We start from the raw sequence: 17281 nt of genomic DNA, 5'->3' as shown, positions 1-17281 counted from the left end.
GGTCGCGGCGCCACCGCGGGCGCCGCGTCGCGCCAGGCCCGCACCGGGCGGGGCAACGGCGGCGGCCGTGAGGACACCTGGGCTGCCGGCCAGGAGCGCGCGCGCGAACGCACCCCCGCCGCCGCCCGCGGCATGACCGCGCGCACCGGCGGGGGCAACAGCGGCCGGGCCTCGGGCCCTGCGGAGTCGCTGGAAGGCAACAGCGGCGCGCGCACCGCCAAGGGCGGCTCGCGCCTGGCCGCCGAAGCCGCCAGCACCCCGGGCGTCGGCCGCAAGCCGCGCGGACGCGCGGGGTCGGCCGCCGGCGCGACCGCCAGCTTCGACGCCAGCCGCGACACCTCGCGCAAGTCGCTCCAGGGCCATCACGAGAGCGACCAGGTCGAGCTCGCCTCGCGCCACCCCGATCCCGAAGCGGCGCTCGCCGCCCGCGAGGAGGAGGGCGGCGAGGACGACGACAGCGAGGAAGAACGAGCCCGCCCGCGTCCGGACCTCGTGTTCCTGCCGGCCGCCAGCCGGCGGCTGCACTGAACCGGGCGCGGGACCCTTTCGTCTCCACGAGGTACGTGCATGCACCCTGCGATCAGCCACGACGCCGGCTATCAGCGTTTCGTCACCGAGGTGGACGGCCACACGGCGGCGCTCGATTACCGGATGAACGGCCAGACCCTGGAGATCACCCACACCCGCGTGCCGGAGGCGATCGGCGGGCGGGGCATCGCCGGCGCGCTGGTGCAGGCGGCCTTCGAGCATGCGCGGGCCCACGGCCTGCGCGTGCGCACGCTGTGCTCCTACGCCGCTGCCTGGGCGGATCGCCACCCGGCGGTGCATGACCTGCTGGCCTGAGCCCGCGGTCGGCGCGGCGCGCGCGGTCGGTGCGCGCTTCGCGGATAATTGCGCGCCGAGGACTCACGGATCGAACCCGATGTTCCGCCCGCTCTTCCTGTGCGCGCTGGTGCTGGCCGCGGCGGCCTGCCAGCGCGAGAAACCCGCGCCGACCGCCCAACCCGCCACGCCCGCCGCGCCGACCGCCGCGCCCGCTACGGAGCTGCGCGACGTGGCGGAAACCACGTCCGACTACATCGTCGGCATCAGCTATCCGCCGTCCGCCAGCCGTTACCCGGCGCTCGCGGCCGAGTTGAAACGCTACGCCGATGCCGCGCGCGCAGACCTGATGCAGGCGGTCAAGGCGCGCAAGGCGCAGCCGGGCGCGCCGCCGTACGATCTCAGCCTGAGTTTCACCGAGCTCTATCTCTCGCCCGACCTGGTCGCATATGCGGCCGATGGCAGCATCTACACCGGCGGCGCGCACGGTGCGCCGCTGATCGCGCGCTTCGTCTGGTTGCCGCGCGAGAACCGGCTGCTGCGCGCCGCCGACCTGATCGCGGATCCCGCCGGCTGGCGGGCGATTTCGGACCACGTGCGCGAGCAGCTGCACACCGCCGTTTCGCAGCGCGTGGATGCCGACGAGCTGGCGCCCGCCGAGCGCGAGGAAGTCATGCGCAACGCGTTGCGCATGATCGAGGAGGGCACCGAGCCCACGGCCGCGAACTTCGCGCTGTTCGAGCCCGTCGTCGCCCCGGACGGCAAGCTGGCCGGACTGCGCTTCGTGTTCCCGCCGTACCAGGTGGGGCCGTATTCGGACGGCACGCAGACGGTCGAGGTGCCGGCGTCGGTGCTGCGGCCGCTGGTGGCCGAGCGCTACCGGTCGATGTTCGTCGGGCCGTAACGGGGCGCACGCGGAAGGCGACACGCTCACGCGTTCTGCCGGCCGCGTGCGGTCGAATGCGGGCAACCTCCCGCCTCCGATCCGGATGGCCGTACGCCGCCTCCGCCGCCCGCGCGGCCCCAAGCCCACCTTCGTCGCGGCGGACACCCCGCCCGAGCAGGTGCCCGACGGCGCCGCGCCCGAGCCGGCCGACGACAGCCTGGCCGCGCTGGCCGCCGCCGCGCGCGGCTGCCGGCGCTGCCCGCTCTGGAAACCGGCGACGCAGACCGTGTTCGGCGAGGGGCCGGCAAATGCCCGCGTGCTGGTGGTCGGCGAGCAGCCGGGCGATCAGGAGGATCTCAGCGGCCGGCCGTTCGTCGGTCCGGCGGGACGGTTGTTCGACCGCGCGCTCGCCGAGCTGGGCGTTCCCCGCAAGGCGCTCTACGTCACTAACGCGGTCAAGCACTTCAAGTTCGAACGCCGCGGCAAGGTGCGTCTGCACCGCAGCCCGGACCCGTCCGAGCAGGCGGCGTGCCGCGTCTGGCTGCAGGGCGAGCTGGCGCGGGTGAAACCGGATGCGGTGGTCTGCCTCGGCGCGATCGCCGCGCGCAACGTGTTCGGCAGCCGTTTCCGGCTGATGGCGCAGCGCGGCGTCTGGCAGACGCTGCCCGACGGCACGCGCGCGTTCGCCACCGTGCATCCGTCCTGGGTGCTGCGGCAGCGCGACGATGCGGAGCGTCGCGACGCCTACGCCCATTTCGTCGAGGACCTGTCGCTGCTGCTGGACGTCGTGCCGCGGCGCCGTGCGCGCTGAGCGCGCATCGCCGCATCGTCGCGCGGGCCGCTTCAGGCGGCGGCCACGCCGAGCCGCTCCAGCGCCTCCGGCAGCGCGGTCTCGCAATCCGCATCGAGCTTGAGCGAAGCATGGGCATCGGCGCGCGTCACGCCGCGGGTCAGGATCGCCAGCGGCAGGCCGAGGGCGTGGGCGGCGGCGGCGAAGCGGAATCCCGAATAGACCATCAGCGACGAACCGACCACCAGCATCGCATCGCTTTCCTGCAGCGCGGATTGCGCGGTCGACACGCGCAGACGCGGCACGTTCTCGCCGAAGAACACCACGTCGGGCTTGAGCAGGCCGCCGCAACGCGCGCAGTCCGGGGCGCGGAAGCGGGCGAAGTCCAGGCCGTCGAGATCCGCGTCGCCATCGGGAGCGCGGCGCGCATGCAGCCCGTGCCAGTCGGGATTCTCCTCGGCCAGGCGGCTCTGCACGGTTTCGCGTGGCAGCCGCATGCCGCAGTCCAGGCAGACCACTTCGTCCAGACGGCCGTGCAGGTCGACCACGCGCACGCTGCCGGCGCGCTGATGCAGGCCGTCGACGTTCTGCGTGATCACCAGCGAGACCGTGCCGGTGCGCTCCAGCGCGGCGAGCGCGCGGTGCGCCGCGTTCGGCTGCGCCGCCGCGAAGCCCGGCCAGCCGACGAAGCTCCGCGCCCAGTAGCGCGCGCGCAGCAGCGGATCGGCGAGGAAGGTCTGGTAGGTGACGGGCGGCTTGCGTTTCCACGCCCCGGCTTCGTCGCGGTAATCCGGGATGCCGGAGGCGGTGCTGCAGCCGGCCCCGGTGAGCACGAACACGCGGCGATGGCGCGCGAGCCAGTCCGCAAGACGCGCGGCGGCATCGACGGGGGAGGCGAGGGCATGCATGCCGCCATGCTAGCCGGACCGCCGTGATGCAGAAGCGGCGACCGCTACTGCGAAAGCAGGGGGAGGCTGCTTGAAGGGGAGGGCTTTCTCCTCCCCCTGCGAATGCAGGGGGGCCGGGAGGGGGTGTGCGGAAACCGAGTCGCGGGTGCCTCGCCGACACCATCCCCACCCAACCCTCCCCTTGAAGGGGAGGGCTTACTCCTCCCCCTGCGAATGCAGGGGGAGGTCGGGAGGGGGTTGTGCGGAATCCGAGTCGCGGTGCCTCGCCGACACCATCCCCACCCAACCCTCCCCTTGAAGGGGAGGGCTTACTCCTCCCCCTACGAATGCAGGGGGGGCCGGGAGGGGGTGTGCGGAAACCGAGTCGCGGGTGCCTCGCCGACACCATCCCCACCCAACCCTCCCCTTGAAGGGGAGGGCTTTCTCCTCCCCCTGCGAATGCAGGGGGAGGTCGGGAGGGGGTGCATGGAATCCGAGGCGCGGTGGTCGCTCACGCGCCCCACGCGCCGCGGCCGGCGATCATCGGCGCGCATGGCCACTCCGCCCGCATCCGGCAACGCCTACATCGGCATTTCCGGCTGGCGCTACGCCGGCTGGCGCGGCGTGTTCTATCCGGACGGGCTCGCGCAACGACTGGAGCTGGCGTATGCCGCGCAGCGGTTCGACAGCATCGAGATCAACGGCAGCTTCTACTCGATGCAGACGCCGGCCAGCTACCAGCGCTGGCACGACGCCACGCCCGACGGGTTCGTGTTCGCGGTGAAGGGGCCGCGCTTCGTCACCCACATCCTGCGCCTGCGCGATGCGGAGCAGGCGCTGGCGAACTTCTTCGCCTCGGGCGTGCTGCGCCTGCGCGCCAAGCTCGGGCCATTCCTGTGGCAGTTGCCGCCGCGGATGATCTTCGACGAGGCGCGCCTGCGGGCGTTCCTCGCGCTGCTGCCGCGCGATACCGGCGAGGCCCTGCGCCTGGCGCGACGCCGCGACGTGGCGCGCATGCGCGGACGCAGCGCGCTGGCGATCGACGCCGTGCGGCCGCTGCGGCACGCGTTCGAGATCCGGCACGCGAGTTTCTGCACGCCCGCGTTCGCCGCGCTGCTGCGCGAGCACGGCGCCGCGCTGGTGGTGGCGGACACCGCCGCGCGCTGGCCCTACATCGAGCAGGTGACGGCCGACTTCATGTACGTCCGCCTGCACGGCGAGACCGAGCTGTACCGCAGCGGCTACGACGAACCCGCGTTGCGCCGCTGGGCGGAGCGGATCGACGCCTGGCGCGCCGGCGCCGAACCGGCCGACGCCGCGCGCCTGGACGACGTCCGCCCGCCGCGGCGGCCCCGCGACGTGTACTGCTACTTCGACAACGACGCGAAAGTGCGGGCGCCGTTCGATGCGATGGCGCTGATGCGGATGCTGCGGCCCTGAAAGGCCGCGCAGCTCTTCCCCCTCTCTCCCGGCTCGGCCGGGGAGAGGGTCGGGGTGAGGGGCGCCGGAGGCGCGCGTGCGCCAGCGGGGCTTCGCTTCGATGCCTGCGCCCTCGCATCCCGGGCAAAACGGACCCCAAAAAGAAACCGCCCGACAAGCGGGCGGTTTCGTGTGGCGCGAACCGGCTTACTTGCTGGTCGCAGGCTTCGCCGTCTCGCCGACCGGCGGCGCGCCGTCGGCGGGGGTCGGGCTCAGGCCGCGGCGTTCCAGCAGCGGCTCGATGCGCGGTTCGCGGCCGGCGAAGGCGCGGAACAGTTCCAGCGCGTCCTTGCTGCCGCCGCGCGAGAGCAGGGTGTTGCGGAAGTGATCGCCGTTGGCGAGCAGCAGACCGCCGTTCTGCTTGAACCACTCGACGCTGTTGGCGTCCAGCACCTCCGACCAGATGTAGGCGTAGTAGCCCGCCGAGTACCCGCCCATGATGTGGCTGAAGTACGGCAGCCGGTAGCGCGGCGGCACCGGGGCGAAGTCGAGGCCGGCATCGGCCAGCGCCTTGGCCTCGAACGCGACCACGTCCTTCGCCGCCGGCACCTGCGACGCCGGCAACTGGTGCAGGCGCTGGTCGACGATCGCCGCCGCCAGGTACTCGGTGGTGGTGAAGCCCTGGTTGAACTTCTGCGCGGCGCGCACCTTCTCCAGCAGCTCCTTCGGCATCGGCTCGCCGGTCTCGTGGTGCTTGGCGTAGTTGGCCAGCACTTCCGGCCAGTCCGCCCACATCTCGTGCACCTGCGAGGGGTACTCGACGAAGTCGCGCGGCACGCTGGTGCCGGTGAAGTAGGGGTACTTCACGTTCGAGAACATGCCGTGCAGGGCATGGCCGAACTCGTGGAACATGGTGGTCACCTCATCCCACGTCATCAGCGTCGGCTGGCCGGCCGGCGGCTTCGGGATGTTGAGGTGGTTGGCGACCACCGGCTTGGTGCCCATCAGTTCCGACTGCGACACGTACGAGTTCATCCACGCGCCGCCGCGCTTGGACGGGCGGGCGTACATGTCGGCGATGAAGATCGCGAGCTGCTTGCCGTCCTTGTCGAACACGTCGTAGACGGTGGTGTCCGGGTGGTACTTCGGCAGGTCGTCGCGGCGCTTGAAGGTCAGGCCGTACAGCTTGTTGGCCATGAAGAACACGCCGTTCTCGAGCACGTTGGTCATCTCGAAGTACGGCTTGAGCTGGGACTCGTCGAAGTCGTACTTCGCCTTGCGCACCTTCTCGGAGTAGTACGCCCAGTCCCACGGCTCCAGCTTGAAGCCGGGCTGGCCCTTGGCGGCCTGCTCCTTGTCGATCATCGCCTGCAGCTCGGCGGCCTCGCGCCGGGCGTTGGCGACCGCAGCCGGCGCGAGCTGGCCCAGCATCGCGTTGACGGCGTCCGGTGTCTTCGCCGTCTCGTCGTCGAGCACGTAGGCGGCGTGAGTCGGATAGCCGAGCATGTTGGCGCGCTCGGCGCGCAGCTTGACGACCTCGGCGATGATGCCGGTGGTGTCGTTGGCGTTGCCGCGGCTGCCGCGCGCGACCGACGCCTTGTACAGGCGCTCGCGCACCGCGCGGTTCTCGAGCTCCGCCAGCGGCGGCTGGCCGGTGGTGTTGAGCAGGGTGAGGACGTACTTGCCTTCCAGGCCGCGTTCCTTGGCCGCCTGCGCGGCGGCGGCGATGCGCGCATCCGACAGGCCGGCGAGCTCCTCGCGGCTGTCGACCACGATCGCCGACTCGTTCACCTCGGCCAGCACTTTGCGGCTGAACTCGGCGCCGAGCTGCGCCAGACGCGCGTTGATCTCCTTCAGTCGCGCCTTCTCCTTGTCGGAGAGGTTGGCGCCGGCGCGCACGAAGTCGGTGTAGTAGCGCTCGATCAGGCGCACCGATTCGGCGTCCAGACCGAGTTGCCGACGCTGCTCGTGCAGCGCCTTGACGCGCGCGAACAGCTTCGGATTGAGGAAGATCGCGTCCTGGTGCGCGGCGAACTTCGGCGCGAAGTCGGCCTGCAGCTTCTCGCGCACCGGATTGGTGTCGGCGCCGACCAGGTTGAAGAAGATGGTCACCGCGCGGTTCAGCAGTTGGCCCGACTTCTCCATCGCGACGATGGTGTTCTCGAAGGTGGGCTTTTCGCGGCTGTCGGCGACCGCCTCGATCTCTTTCAGGTGCTCGGCCATGCCGCGTTCGAACGCGGGCGCGAAATGCTCGTCCTTGATCCGGTCGAAAACCGGGTATTGGAGCGACAGCGAACTCGGGGCGAACAGCGGGTTCTCGGCGGTCACGGCGGCGGCAGGCTTGGAATCGGAGACGGCGAAGGCGGGAGCGGCCAGCGCGGTGAGCGCGGCGGCCAGCGCCAGCACGAGCGGCTTCTTCATACGTCGAAACACCTCTGGGCAGGAAACCGGCAGCCTACCGGAAGCCACCCGTACGGGCCCATGACGAAAGGCATAGCGGCAAGGCGGTCGGCGGCCGGTGAGCGAAGGCGTCAGCCGCGGTCGGCGGGAGGCGGCCCGTGCCGCGCCGCGCGCTTCTCCAGCCGGTTCAGCACGGTCAGCACCAGCAGCGCCAGCACGGTGGCGGCCAGCCCGAGCACGTAGTAGCGCAGGCCGACCGCGACGCCGATCACCGCGACGATCAGCAGCGATGCGGCGGTCGTGATGCCGGCCACGGTGTCGGCGCCGCGGCGGCCGAAGATCGTGCCGGCGCCGATGAACGAGACGCCGGCGACGACCGCTTCCACCAGACGCAGCGGATCGACCTGCACATGCAGGCCGCGCGGGGCGGTGTCGCGGTCCAGCAGCAGTTGGCCGATGCCCAGCAGCAGCGCCGCGGCGCCCGCGACCAGCATGTGCGTGCGGAACCCCGCCGGACGCTGCTTGAGTTCGCGCTCGTAGCCGACCACGCCGCCCAGCAGCATCGCGAACGCCACCGCGCCGAGCACTTCGAGTTGCGCCAGCCATTGCATGCCTGGACCGTGCCTCAGCGCGCGTGAATCCGGTGTTGCGACGCCGTCGCGCCGCGTGCGAAGCGGCGTGCGTATGCTCGGGCCATGCGCAGCGATCCGGTGGTGCAGCGACGCGAGGGCCTCTATTGCCCGGCCGGCGATTTCTACATCGATCCGTGGCGGCCGGTCGCCCGTGCGGTGATCACGCACGGGCACGGCGACCACGCGCGCGCGGGCATGGGCGAGTACCACGTCGCCGCGCCGGGGTTGCCGATCCTGCGCTGGCGGCTGGGCGAGCAGCGCTACTTCGCCTGGGAGTACGGCCAGCCGTTCGACCTGGGCGGCGCGCGCGTGAGCTTCCACCCGGCCGGGCACGTGCTGGGCTCGGCGCAGGTGCGGATCGAGGCGGACGGGCAGGTGTGGGTGGTCTCCGGCGACTACAAGCGTCAGCCGGATCCCACGTGCGCGCCGTTCGAGGTGGTGCCGTGCGACGTGTTCGTCACCGAGGCGACGTTCGCGCTGCCGGTGTACCGCTGGCCCGACACCGGCGAGGTGGCGCGCGAGATCGTCGAGTGGCGCGAGCACTGCGCCGCGCGCGGCGAAACCGCGGTGCTGTTCTGCTACGCGCTCGGCAAGGCGCAGCGCGTGCTGGCGGAGCTGCTGGCCTGGACCGACCGTCCGGCGTTGCTGCACGGCGCGGTGGCGGCAGGCGTGGAGGTGTACCGCGATGCCGGGGTGCCGATGCTGGCCACGCGCGCGGTGGGCGAGACCGCCAAAGGCGCCGATCTGGCCGGCGAACTGGTGCTGGCGCCGCCTTCGGCGGCGGGCAGCGCGTGGATGCGGCGCTTCCGCCGAGTGCAGACCGGGTTCGCGTCCGGCTGGATGCGCATCCGCGGCAACCGCCGGCGACGCAACTACGACCGCGGCTTCGTGATATCCGACCACGCCGACTGGCCCGACCTGATGCGCACGGTGCGCGAAACCGGCGCGCGCCGCGTGATCGCCACCCATGGCAATACCGACGCCATCCTGCGCGCGCTCAACGAGCAGGGCATCGCCGCCGAAGCCTTCCAGACCGCGTTCGGGGAGGAGAACTGATGCGGGCGGACGTGGCGTGCTGTTGCGAAGGCGCGACGGCAGCGGCGAGCGGCGCAGTTCGCGCCCCCGCGGGCGCTTGTCCTGCGGCGCATTGGCATCGCGCGGGCGATGCAAGAACGCGTTCGATGTGGCGCCGACGTCCATGGATACCCGCTTTCGCGGGGATGACGGGCTGGCACACCCACCGCCGCCCATGCACGACACCGGACCCACGGCACCGTCATCGCCGCGCAAGCGGGAATCCGTGCGCGTCCGCAGCGACCGCGTGCGCCGAGGCGGAGCCGCGCGCATGAGACGCTTCGCCGCGCTCTACCGCGAGCTGGACCGCAGCACCGCCACGCTCGACAAGCGCGCGGCGCTGATGGCGTATTTCCGCGATGCGCCGGCGGCCGATGCGGCCTGGGGCCTGTGGCTGCTGTCCGGCGGCAAGCTCGCGCGGATCGCCAACACCACCGAGCTGCGGCAGTGGATCGTCGAGGAGAGCGGCATTCCCGGCTGGCTGGTGGACGAGAGCTACGCGCACGTGGGCGATCTCGCCGAGACGCTCACGCTGCTGCTCGACGATCCCGCCGAGCCCTGCGAGGACGTGCCGCTGCACGTGTGGATCGAACAGCGCCTGCTGCCGGTGGCCGGCGGCGATCACGACGCCCGTCGCGCGGCGGTGGTGGAAGGCTGGCGCTGTCTGCGCGCGGACGAACGGCTGGCGTTCAACAAGTTGCTGACCGGCGCGCTACGCGTGGGCGTGTCGCAGCGGCTGGTGCAGCAGGCGCTGGCCGAACTGTCGGGCGTGGACATCGCGCGCATCGCGCAGCGCATGCTCGGGGCGTGGGCGCCGACGCCGGAGTTCCTGCGCGACCTGCTCTCGCCCGAGGAACTGCCAGGCGATCGCCAGCAGCCGTATCCGTTTTTCCTCGCCTCGCCGCTGGAGGCGCCGCCGGAAACGCTCGGCCCGATCGACGACTGGCTGCTGGAGTGGAAGTGGGACGGCATCCGCCTGCAACTGATCCGGCGCCGCGGGGAAATCGCGCTGTGGTCGCGCGGCGAGGAACGCCTGGACGGCCGGTTCCCGGAGATCGAGGCGGTCGCATCGCATCTGCCCGCCGACTGCGTGATCGACGGCGAGCTGCTCGCCTGGCGCGAAGGCGACCACCGTCCGCTGCCGTTCACCGCGCTGCAGACCCGCATCCAGCGCCGCAAACCCGGCCCGAAGACGCTGGCGGAGGCGCCGGTGCGCGTGCTCGGTTTCGACCTGCTGGAGCTGGAGGGCCGCGACCTGCGGCAGGCACCGCTGGCGCAGCGCCGCGTCGAACTGGAGCGCCTGCTCGACGCGCTCGCGCATCCGCGTCTGGCGCCGTCGCCGCGGGTCCTCGCTCCGCACTGGGACGAGGCCGCCCGGCTGCGCGAGGACGCGCGCGCAAGGGGCGTGGAAGGCCTGATGCTCAAGCGGCTCGCGTCGGTCTACCAGGTCGGCCGCCGCCGCGGCGACTGGTGGAAGTGGAAGATCGATCCGCTGACCATCGACGCGGTGCTGATCTACGCGCAGTCCGGCCACGGCCGCCGCAGCACGCTGTTCACCGACTACACCTTCGGGTTGTGGGACGGCGAGGCGCTGGTGCCGGTGGCGAAGGCGTACTCGGGTCTCGACGACCAGGAGATTCTTGCGCTCGACCGCTGGATCCGCGCGCACACGGTGGAACGCTTCGGCCCGGTGCGCGCGGTGGAGCCGGTGCACGTGTTCGAGCTGGGTTTCGAGGCGGTCAACCGCTCGACGCGGCACAAGTCGGGCATCGCCGTGCGTTTCCCGCGCATCCTGCGCTGGCGGCACGACAAGACACCGCGCGACGCCGATCGGCTCGAGACGCTGCGGGCGCTGGCGCGATGAACGACGCCGCGCACGCGCGTTTCCACGCCGCCGAGGCCGCGCTGTCGTCGTGGTTCGCCGCGCGCGGGTGGGAACCGATGCCGTTCCAGCGCGAGGTGTGGCGGCATTACCTGGCCGGCCGCGGCGGATTGCTGCACACGCCGACCGGCAGCGGGAAGACGCTGGCGGCGCTCGGTGGGCCGTTGATCGAGGCGTTGGCGGAGCAGAGCGGGGATGTCGTCGGACCGCGCGCCGGCGGCGCGCGCCTCCTCACCCCGACCCTCTCCGCCGACGCGGTCGGGGGGGAGGGGGATGCGGGTCTCGCTATCGCCGGGGAGGCAAAGACACTGGATCCCCGCTTTCGCGGGGATGACGGAACGAGCCGCGAGGGCGCGAGCGAGCGCCCCACTGTCGTGCGTGCGGGAGGGGTTCGGGGAAGCGCCCGACGCCGACCAAAGCGGAACCCCCGCCCCCTCCGCCTGCTCTGGATCACCCCGCTGCGCGCGCTCGCCAGCGACACCTTGCGCTCGCTGCGCGAACCGATCGAAGGCCTCGGCCTCGACTGGCAGATCGCCGCGCGTACCGGCGATGCCAGCGCGCGCGACAAGCGGCTGGCGCGCAGCGGGCGGCTCGATGCGCTGGTGACCACGCCGGAGTCGCTGGCGCTGCTGCTGTCCTACCCCGAAACCGCGCCGCAGCTCGCGGGCCTGCGCGCGGTGGTGGTGGACGAATGGCACGAGCTGCTGGACAACAAGCGCGGCGTGCTGCTGCAGCTCGGTCTGGCGCGGCTGCGGGCGCTGGCGCCGGGGCTGCGGATCTGGGGGCTGTCGGCCACGCTTGGCAACCTCGACGAAGCGCGCGCGGTGCTGCTGCCGCACGCGCCGGATGCGCCGATCGTCGCCGGCGTACGGCCGCGCACGTTGCGCATCGAGACGCTGCTGCCCGAAGCCGGCGAACGCTTCCCGTGGGCCGGGCATCTGGGCCTGTCGCAGCTCTCCCGCGTGATCGATCACGTGCTGGCCGCGCGCACCAGCCTGGTGTTCACCAACACGCGCTCGCAGGCGGAGCTGTGGCACCAGGCGCTGTCGGCGGTGTGGCCGGACGAACCGGGCACGCTCGCGCTGCATCACGGCTCGCTCGATCCGGTGCTGCGCGCGCAGGTCGAGAGCGGCCTGCGCACGGGTGCGCTGCGCTGCGCGGTCTCGACCTCCAGCCTCGATCTCGGCGTCGATTTTCCCGCCGTCGACCAGGTGTTCCAGATCGGCAGCCCGAAGGGCGCCGCGCGGCTGTTGCAGCGCGCCGGACGCAGCCGGCACCGGCCGGGCGAGGCGGGGCAGGTGCTGTGCGTGCCGACCCACGCGCTGGAGATCGTCGAGTTCGCCGCCGCGCGCGAAGTGATCGGCGAAGGCCGCATCGAGGCGCGCCGGCCGCCGGTGCTGAGCCTCGACGTGCTCGCGCAGCACTGCGTCACCCTCGCGCTCGGCGGCGGCTTCGAGGCCGATGCGCTGTACGCGGAAGTGCGCGGCACGCACGCGTTCGCCGCGCTCGATCCGCTGGCGTGGCAGGCGGTGCTGGAGTTCGTAGTGCAGGGCGGTCGCGCGCTCGAGCATTACCCCGACTACCGCCGCGTCGTGCGCGACGGACACGGCCGCTACGTGGTCGAGGACCGCAAGGTCGCGCTGCGCCACCGGCTTTCGATCGGCACCATCACCAGCGATGCCGCGGTGGCGATCCGCTTCCTGCGCGGCGGCACGCTCGGCTCGGTGGAAGAGGGCTTCATCGCCCGCCTGCGTCCGGGCGAGCGCTTCCAGTTCGCCGGCCGCACGCTGGAACTGGTGCGGCTGGAAGGCATGACCGCCTACGTGCGGCTCGCGAAGTCGGCCGAGGGGCAGGTGCCGAAGTGGCAGGGCGGGCGCATGCCGCTATCCACCGAACTCGCGCATGCGGTCGAGCGGCTGCTGCACGAGCGCCCGGACACGCCGGAGCTACGCGCGGTCGCCTCGCTGCTCGACCTGCAGGCGCGCCTGTCCGCGCTGCCGGCGCCCGGGCGGCTGCTGGCGGAGTGGGTCGCCGGCCGCGACGGCCGCCACCTGTTCCTGTACCCGTTCGCCGGCCGCCAGGTGCACGAGGGGCTGGCCGCGCTGCTGGCGCTGCGCTGGGCGCGCCGTGCGCCGAACACCTTCAGCTACGCGTCCAACGATTACGGGCTGGTGCTGTCGCCGGCGGCGGAAGCCGCCATCGACGCCGACACCCTGCGCGCATTGCTCGCGCCCGACGGCCTGTTCGACGACCTGCGCGCCAGCCTCAATCTGGGCGAACTGGCGCGCCGCCAGTTCCGCGAGATCGCGCGCGTGGCGGGCCTGCTGCCGCCCTCGCTGCCGGGGCGCGCGCCACGCTCCATGCGCCAGTTGCAGACGAGCGCGGGGCTGATCTACGACGTGCTGCGCCGCCACGATCCGGAGCATCTGCTGCTGGCGCTGGCCGAGCGCGAGGTGTTCGCGCAGCAGCTCGAAGTCACCCGCCTGCAGGCCGCGCTCGACGACTGCGCGCGACGCACGCTCGACCTGCGCACGCCGCGCAGCCTGACCCCGCTGGCGTTCCCGCTGTGGGCCGAGAGCCTGCGCCGCGGCGAGATCAGCACCGAGGACTGGCGCACGCGCGTGCAGCGTGCGGCCGAACGACTGGAGCGCCGGCATGGCCGATAGCCTTGCGCTCGAACTCGCGGGCGAGGCGGTCGAGCTGTTCGCCGAACGCGCGCTGTTCTGGCCGCGCGCGCGCCGCCTGTTCATCGCCGATCTGCACCTCGGCAAGGCCGACGCGTTCCGCCGCTCCGGCATCGCGCTGCCGCGCGGCGGCACCAGCCACGACTTGGCGCGGCTGTCGGCGCTGGTGGAACGCACGCGGGCGGAGTCGCTGTGGATCCTCGGCGATGTGCTGCACGGCCGGGTGACGGGCGGCGAATGGCAGCGAAGCTGGCACGCGTGGCGCGCGCGCCATCCGCTGCTCGCGGTCGGCGCGCTGGCCGGCAACCACGACCGCGCGCTGGCGGACGCGGGGCTGGAGATCGCGCTGCTGGGCGAGACGGTCGAGCAGCCGCCGTTCGCCTTCCGCCACGATCCCATCCCGCATGCGCACCTGCATGTGGTGTGCGGCCACGTCCATCCGGTGCTGGCCCTGCCGGGGTCCGCCCGCCGCTGGCCCGCGTTCTGGCTGCGCGAGCGGATGACCGTGCTGCCCGCGTTCGCCGCCTTCACCGGCGGCTGGGCGGTGGAACTGGCGGCGGGCGAGCGCGCGGTGCTGTGCGGTCCGGACGCGATCGCGCCGGTCGGCCGCGGCTTGCGCGGTTGATCCGTGTCAAGTGCGGGCGACGGCGTCGTCGCTACGATGGCCGCACCCCAACCGCCGGCTGCCCGCCATGCGTACCGCCACCGTTCTGCTGCTGTCCTTCGCGCTTGCGGGCATCGCCGCTCCGGCGCCCGCGCAGGAGCACGCCCACCCGTCCCGCGCCGCCGCCGGCGAGCAGGGCGGGCGCTACGCCACCGATGCCGCCCTGCGCAAACACATGCAGGCCATCCGCGACGACGTCGCCGCGCTCGGCCATTACGAGAAGGGCCACATGGACGCGAACGACGCGGTGCGGCTGGCCGGCGACATCGAATCGCACGTGCGCGCGATCATCGCCGAGTGCAAGCTGCCGCCGGACGCCGATGCCGCGCTGCACCGGATCATCGCCCCGCTGATGCGCGGCGCGGCGGCGCTCGAGGCCGAGCCTGCGAACCGCGATGCCATCCCGGCCATGCGCCAGGCGCTGGCCGACTACGCGCGCGATTTCGACGATCCGGCCGCGCCTGCGCCGCGCGAGAGCGAAGAGGACTGACGCTTCCGCGCGCCGCGCGCGTTGATCCGATCGGGAAACGCGCCGCGCGAGGCGAGCGGGCGGGGCCGATCGGACCGGTCGCGAAGCGGCTCCGCTCGCGCTAGACGCCGAACGGATAGGTCTCCGGGGTCTCGTGCCGCACCCAGCGCTCGTGGATGTCGAGCGGCTCGACCGCGGTGGTCTCGTCGAGATGGAACACGGCGTCGAACTGCTCGCCCAGACGCGCGTCGAAATAGTGGCTCGCGCGTTCGCTCTCCGGGCGGTACACCACGCCGATCGCGCGCTCGAGCAGCGGCCCGCCCAGCGTCCGGCCGCGCTCCTGCGACAGCGGCAGGAAGAAGCGATCCAGCCCGCTGGCGTGGAAGGCGTGCTCGTAGCTGTCGCGCCGCGCCGGCCGTACCCAGCGGCGCTCGGGAGGCTGGTCCCACTCGCGCGCGGCGGTGACGTGGCCGGTGTAGGTGGTGAATCCCACCAGCAGCGTGCGCCCGGCGCCGATCTGCTCGCGCAGCAGTTGGCCGATGTTCCATTCGCCGTGCTCGCCCATCTCGGTGGCGCGCGCGTCGCCCAGATGCGAGTTGTGGGCCCAGATCACGATGCGTCCTTCGCGGCCGCGCATCCGCAGGTGGCGGCGCAGGGCAAGCGCGGTGTCGACCATGTGCGCGTCGCGCAGGTTCCAGGTGTGGACGCGATCGTCGAACATGGCGCGGTAGTACGCCTCGGCGCGCAGCACCACGTGCGCATTGCGTTCGGCCTCGAAGTGCGCGTCGAGCGCGGCGGCGTCCGTGCGGGCGAGGCTGTCCGCCCGCCGCGCCAGATCGTCGATCAGCCGCCGTATCGCCGCATTGCACGACTGCCGCAGGCCGGCCGCCGCTTCGTAGCCGTAATCCTGCGGGTCGCGCACGTGGTCCAGGCAGGACAGCAGGCGGCGCGCGGTGGCGGCGTGCTCCGGCGCCGTCCGCTCCAGGTAGCCCACCACGGCATCGGCCGAGCGGTACAGGCTGTAGAGGTCCAGGCCGTACAGGCCCACGTCGCCCTGCGTCCGCCGGTTGTGCTCGCGCAGCCACTGCACGAAGTCGCACATCGCGCGGTTGCGCCACATCCAGGTCGGGAAGCGGTCGAAGTCGCCGAACGCCTCGTCGAGCGTGTCGTCGCCGGCGCCGCGAGCGTAGCGGTTGAGGCGCAGGGTGTCGGGCCAGTCGGCTTCCAGCGCGACCGCGTCGAAGCCGGCTTCGGCGATGGCGGCGGGTGATCTCGCCGCGCATGACGTAGAACTCGTGCGTGCCGTGGGTGGCTTCGCCCAGCAGCACGAACGCGCGGTCGCGCGCCATCTCCAGCAGGGCGTCGTAGTCGCCCGGCCGCTCGTCCAGCGCGCGCGCAAGCCCGCGCAGCACGGCCGGCGTCAGGGAATGCCGCACGCTCATTCGTCACCGCCGATGTGGATCATGCGCAGACAGCGACGCCATCTTCGCCGCACGGCAATGAGCATGGCGTCACCACGGGCACCGGAGCGCCGCCATGACCGAGCTGCCTTTTCGCGATCGCGAGGATGCCGCGCAGCGCCTCGCCGCGCGCCTCGACCGCTACCGCGGCCGGCATCCGGTGGTGCTGGCGATTCCGCGCGGCGCGGTGCCGATGGGTCGGATCGTCGCCGACGCGCTGGACGGCGAGCTCGACGTGGTGCTGGTGCGCAAGCTCGGTGCGCCCGGCCACTCCGAGCTGGCGATCGGCGCGGTCGACGAGGCCGGCACCGTCGAGCTCAACGCGGTGGCGAAGGCGCTCGGCGTCGACGACGCCTACGTCCGGCGCGAGGCCGAGCGCCAGCTCGCGCTGATCCGCGAGCGCCGCCAGCGCTACCGTGGTGGCGGGCCGGGGCTGGCGCTGGGCGGGCGCATCGTGATCGTGCTCGACGATGGCCTCGCCACCGGCGCGACCATGATCGCCGCGCTGCGCTCGGTGCGGGCGCAGCAACCGCAGTGGCTGGTGTGCGCGGTGCCGGTCGCGGCCGAGAGCAGCCTGGAGGATGTTCAGCTCGTGGCCGACGAAGTGGTGTGCCTCGCCACCCCCGCGCCGTTCCATGCCGTGAGCCTGTACTACGGCCGCTTCCCGGACGTCGGCGAGGAATCCGTCGCCATCGTGCTGGCGGGGCGGTGGCCGGGCGCGCGCCAGGCCGGTTGAGCCGGCGTTGGCGCGGACGTGGTACAGTACGCGGGTGCGCCTGCTGCCCGTGCTCCTGCGACTTCTGCTCTGCGTGACGCTGATCGCCAACGGCGTGGGCGTCGCGTTCGCCTCCGCGCGCATGTCGGCGGCGCACGCGCACGATGGCGTCGCCGCGTCGGCGCAGCCGCATGCGATGGCCGGCTGTCATGAGCAGGCGGATGCGGCGGACGATTCCGCCGCGCGCCACCGGCATCCGTCCGCGACCGCGCACGATGGAATGGCCGGCGGACCCGGCGGCGACGCCTGCTGCGACGACGGTAGCGCCTGCGCGTGTCCGTGCGCGCAGCACGCGCCGGTGGCGCTGACGGCCGCGGCGGCGACGGCACCCGAACAGCCGCGCCCGGCCCCCGGCGGCTTCGCCCCGGAGGCGCACCGCCCGCCGGTGCTACCGGACGAGATCCGACCTCCCATCGCCTGAGACGGTGCCGCCCGCG

At 72.7% G+C, this 17281-nt stretch carries 15 protein-coding genes and 1 pseudogene; 12 read left to right on the top strand and 4 right to left on the bottom strand.

Features of this window, described 5'->3' with window-relative positions; genetic code table 11:
- The 4 genes and pseudogenes from FQY64_RS14820 to FQY64_RS11940 form a co-directional block, all read left to right on the top strand.
- A partial coding sequence (locus tag FQY64_RS14820; protein WP_222431788.1) for a hypothetical protein occupies window positions 1-528 on the top strand: 528 nt, incomplete at its 5' end.
- 39 nt (window positions 529-567) lie between these two features.
- The gene (locus FQY64_RS11950; RefSeq protein WP_146474521.1) at window positions 568-843 is read left to right on the top strand and encodes a GNAT family N-acetyltransferase; all 276 of its coding nucleotides are present in this window, start codon (window positions 568-570) and stop codon (window positions 841-843) included.
- Window positions 844-922: 79 nt separating this feature from the next.
- On the top strand, window positions 923-1726 hold the full coding sequence (locus FQY64_RS11945; RefSeq protein ID WP_146474519.1) for a DUF3298 and DUF4163 domain-containing protein: 804 nt from the start codon (window positions 923-925) through the stop codon (window positions 1724-1726).
- Between the two features lie 25 nt (window positions 1727-1751).
- Window positions 1752-2519 (top strand): annotated as a pseudogene (locus FQY64_RS11940) (UdgX family uracil-DNA binding protein); the annotation flags it as partial.
- Between the two features lie 32 nt (window positions 2520-2551).
- Here the strand turns inward: FQY64_RS11940 and FQY64_RS11935 are convergent.
- A complete protein-coding gene (locus FQY64_RS11935) occupies window positions 2552-3406 on the bottom strand; it encodes an NAD-dependent protein deacetylase (RefSeq protein WP_146474515.1) in 855 nt (284 codons plus the stop codon).
- A 531-nt stretch (window positions 3407-3937) separates the two neighbouring features.
- On the opposite strand from FQY64_RS11935, the gene FQY64_RS11930 reads away from it, so the two are divergent.
- A complete protein-coding gene (locus FQY64_RS11930) occupies window positions 3938-4825 on the top strand; it encodes a DUF72 domain-containing protein (protein WP_146474513.1) in 888 nt (295 codons plus the stop codon).
- A gap of 186 nt (window positions 4826-5011) precedes the next feature.
- On the opposite strand, the gene FQY64_RS11925 is transcribed toward FQY64_RS11930, so the two are convergent.
- Window positions 5012-7225: a M3 family metallopeptidase gene (locus FQY64_RS11925; protein WP_146474511.1), complete on the bottom strand. Its 2214-nt coding sequence runs from the start codon at window positions 7223-7225 to the stop codon at window positions 5012-5014.
- 110 nt (window positions 7226-7335) lie between these two features.
- Entirely contained in the window at window positions 7336-7815 is a 480-nt protein-coding gene (locus FQY64_RS11920; protein WP_146474509.1) for an MgtC/SapB family protein, read from the bottom strand.
- An 84-nt stretch (window positions 7816-7899) separates the two neighbouring features.
- Between FQY64_RS11920 and FQY64_RS11915 the strand changes: the two genes are divergently transcribed.
- The 5 genes from FQY64_RS11915 to FQY64_RS11895 all read left to right on the top strand — a co-directional run bounded on the left by FQY64_RS11915 (window position 7900) and on the right by FQY64_RS11895 (window position 14630).
- Window positions 7900-8892 (top strand): ligase-associated DNA damage response exonuclease, encoded by a 993-nt coding sequence (locus FQY64_RS11915; protein ID WP_146474507.1) that lies wholly within the window; start codon window positions 7900-7902, stop codon window positions 8890-8892.
- Between the two features lie 289 nt (window positions 8893-9181).
- Window positions 9182-10774, top strand: a complete 1593-nt coding sequence (locus FQY64_RS11910; RefSeq protein WP_146474505.1) for an ATP-dependent DNA ligase — start codon at window positions 9182-9184, stop codon at window positions 10772-10774.
- Window positions 10771-13458: a ligase-associated DNA damage response DEXH box helicase gene (locus FQY64_RS11905; protein ID WP_386112623.1), complete on the top strand. Its 2688-nt coding sequence runs from the start codon at window positions 10771-10773 to the stop codon at window positions 13456-13458. Before FQY64_RS11910 ends, FQY64_RS11905 begins: the two co-directional genes overlap by 4 nt.
- Window positions 13448-14101, top strand: a complete 654-nt coding sequence (pdeM, locus tag FQY64_RS11900) for a ligase-associated DNA damage response endonuclease PdeM (RefSeq protein WP_146474503.1) — start codon at window positions 13448-13450, stop codon at window positions 14099-14101. The genes FQY64_RS11905 and pdeM overlap by 11 nt, the downstream gene beginning before the upstream one ends.
- A 67-nt stretch (window positions 14102-14168) precedes the next feature.
- On the top strand, window positions 14169-14630 hold the full coding sequence (locus FQY64_RS11895) for a DnrO protein (RefSeq protein WP_146474501.1): 462 nt from the start codon (window positions 14169-14171) through the stop codon (window positions 14628-14630).
- 100 nt (window positions 14631-14730) lie between these two features.
- Here the strand turns inward: FQY64_RS11895 and FQY64_RS11890 are convergent, their stop codons facing one another.
- On the bottom strand, window positions 14731-16008 hold the full coding sequence (locus FQY64_RS11890) for an erythromycin esterase family protein (protein ID WP_229814926.1): 1278 nt from the start codon (window positions 16006-16008) through the stop codon (window positions 14731-14733).
- Window positions 16009-16145: 137 nt separating this feature from the next.
- Here FQY64_RS11890 and FQY64_RS11885 point away from each other — a divergent pair, with 137 nt between their 5' ends.
- Both FQY64_RS11885 and FQY64_RS11880 read left to right on the top strand, forming a co-directional pair.
- Window positions 16146-16805: a phosphoribosyltransferase gene (locus FQY64_RS11885; protein WP_222431787.1), complete on the top strand. Its 660-nt coding sequence runs from the start codon at window positions 16146-16148 to the stop codon at window positions 16803-16805.
- Window positions 16806-16854: 49 nt separating this feature from the next.
- Window positions 16855-17265, top strand: a complete 411-nt coding sequence (locus tag FQY64_RS11880; protein ID WP_186760966.1) for a CopL family metal-binding regulatory protein — start codon at window positions 16855-16857, stop codon at window positions 17263-17265.
- Window positions 17266-17281 lie beyond the last annotated feature (16 nt).

The sequence above is a fragment of the Vulcaniibacterium thermophilum genome (genome assembly GCF_007923255.1).
Taxonomy (GTDB): domain Bacteria; phylum Pseudomonadota; class Gammaproteobacteria; order Xanthomonadales; family Xanthomonadaceae; genus Lysobacter_F; species Lysobacter_F thermophilum.
Note: the sequence above shows the minus strand (reverse complement) of the source record. Positions and strands in the feature narration are given on the sequence as shown.

What these genes read in the sequence shown, in the direction of transcription:
- FQY64_RS11925 (WP_146474511.1), bottom strand. Translation starts at nt 7,225, where the DNA reads ATGAAGAAGCCGCTCGTGCTGGCGCTGGCCGCCGCGCTCACCGCGCTG.
- FQY64_RS11910 (WP_146474505.1), top strand. Translation starts at nt 9,182, where the DNA reads ATGAGACGCTTCGCCGCGCTCTACCGCGAGCTGGACCGCAGCACCGCC.
- FQY64_RS11895 (WP_146474501.1), top strand. Translation starts at nt 14,169, where the DNA reads ATGCGTACCGCCACCGTTCTGCTGCTGTCCTTCGCGCTTGCGGGCATC.
- FQY64_RS11885 (WP_222431787.1), top strand. Translation starts at nt 16,146, where the DNA reads ATGACCGAGCTGCCTTTTCGCGATCGCGAGGATGCCGCGCAGCGCCTC.
- FQY64_RS11950 (WP_146474521.1), top strand. Translation starts at nt 568, where the DNA reads ATGCACCCTGCGATCAGCCACGACGCCGGCTATCAGCGTTTCGTCACC.
- FQY64_RS11915 (WP_146474507.1), top strand. Translation starts at nt 7,900, where the DNA reads ATGCGCAGCGATCCGGTGGTGCAGCGACGCGAGGGCCTCTATTGCCCG.
- pdeM (WP_146474503.1), top strand. Translation starts at nt 13,448, where the DNA reads ATGGCCGATAGCCTTGCGCTCGAACTCGCGGGCGAGGCGGTCGAGCTG.
- FQY64_RS11945 (WP_146474519.1), top strand. Translation starts at nt 923, where the DNA reads ATGTTCCGCCCGCTCTTCCTGTGCGCGCTGGTGCTGGCCGCGGCGGCC.
- FQY64_RS11920 (WP_146474509.1), bottom strand. Translation starts at nt 7,815, where the DNA reads ATGCAATGGCTGGCGCAACTCGAAGTGCTCGGCGCGGTGGCGTTCGCG.
- FQY64_RS11930 (WP_146474513.1), top strand. Translation starts at nt 3,938, where the DNA reads ATGGCCACTCCGCCCGCATCCGGCAACGCCTACATCGGCATTTCCGGC.
- FQY64_RS11935 (WP_146474515.1), bottom strand. Translation starts at nt 3,406, where the DNA reads ATGCATGCCCTCGCCTCCCCCGTCGATGCCGCCGCGCGTCTTGCGGAC.
- FQY64_RS11905 (WP_386112623.1), top strand. Translation starts at nt 10,771, where the DNA reads ATGAACGACGCCGCGCACGCGCGTTTCCACGCCGCCGAGGCCGCGCTG.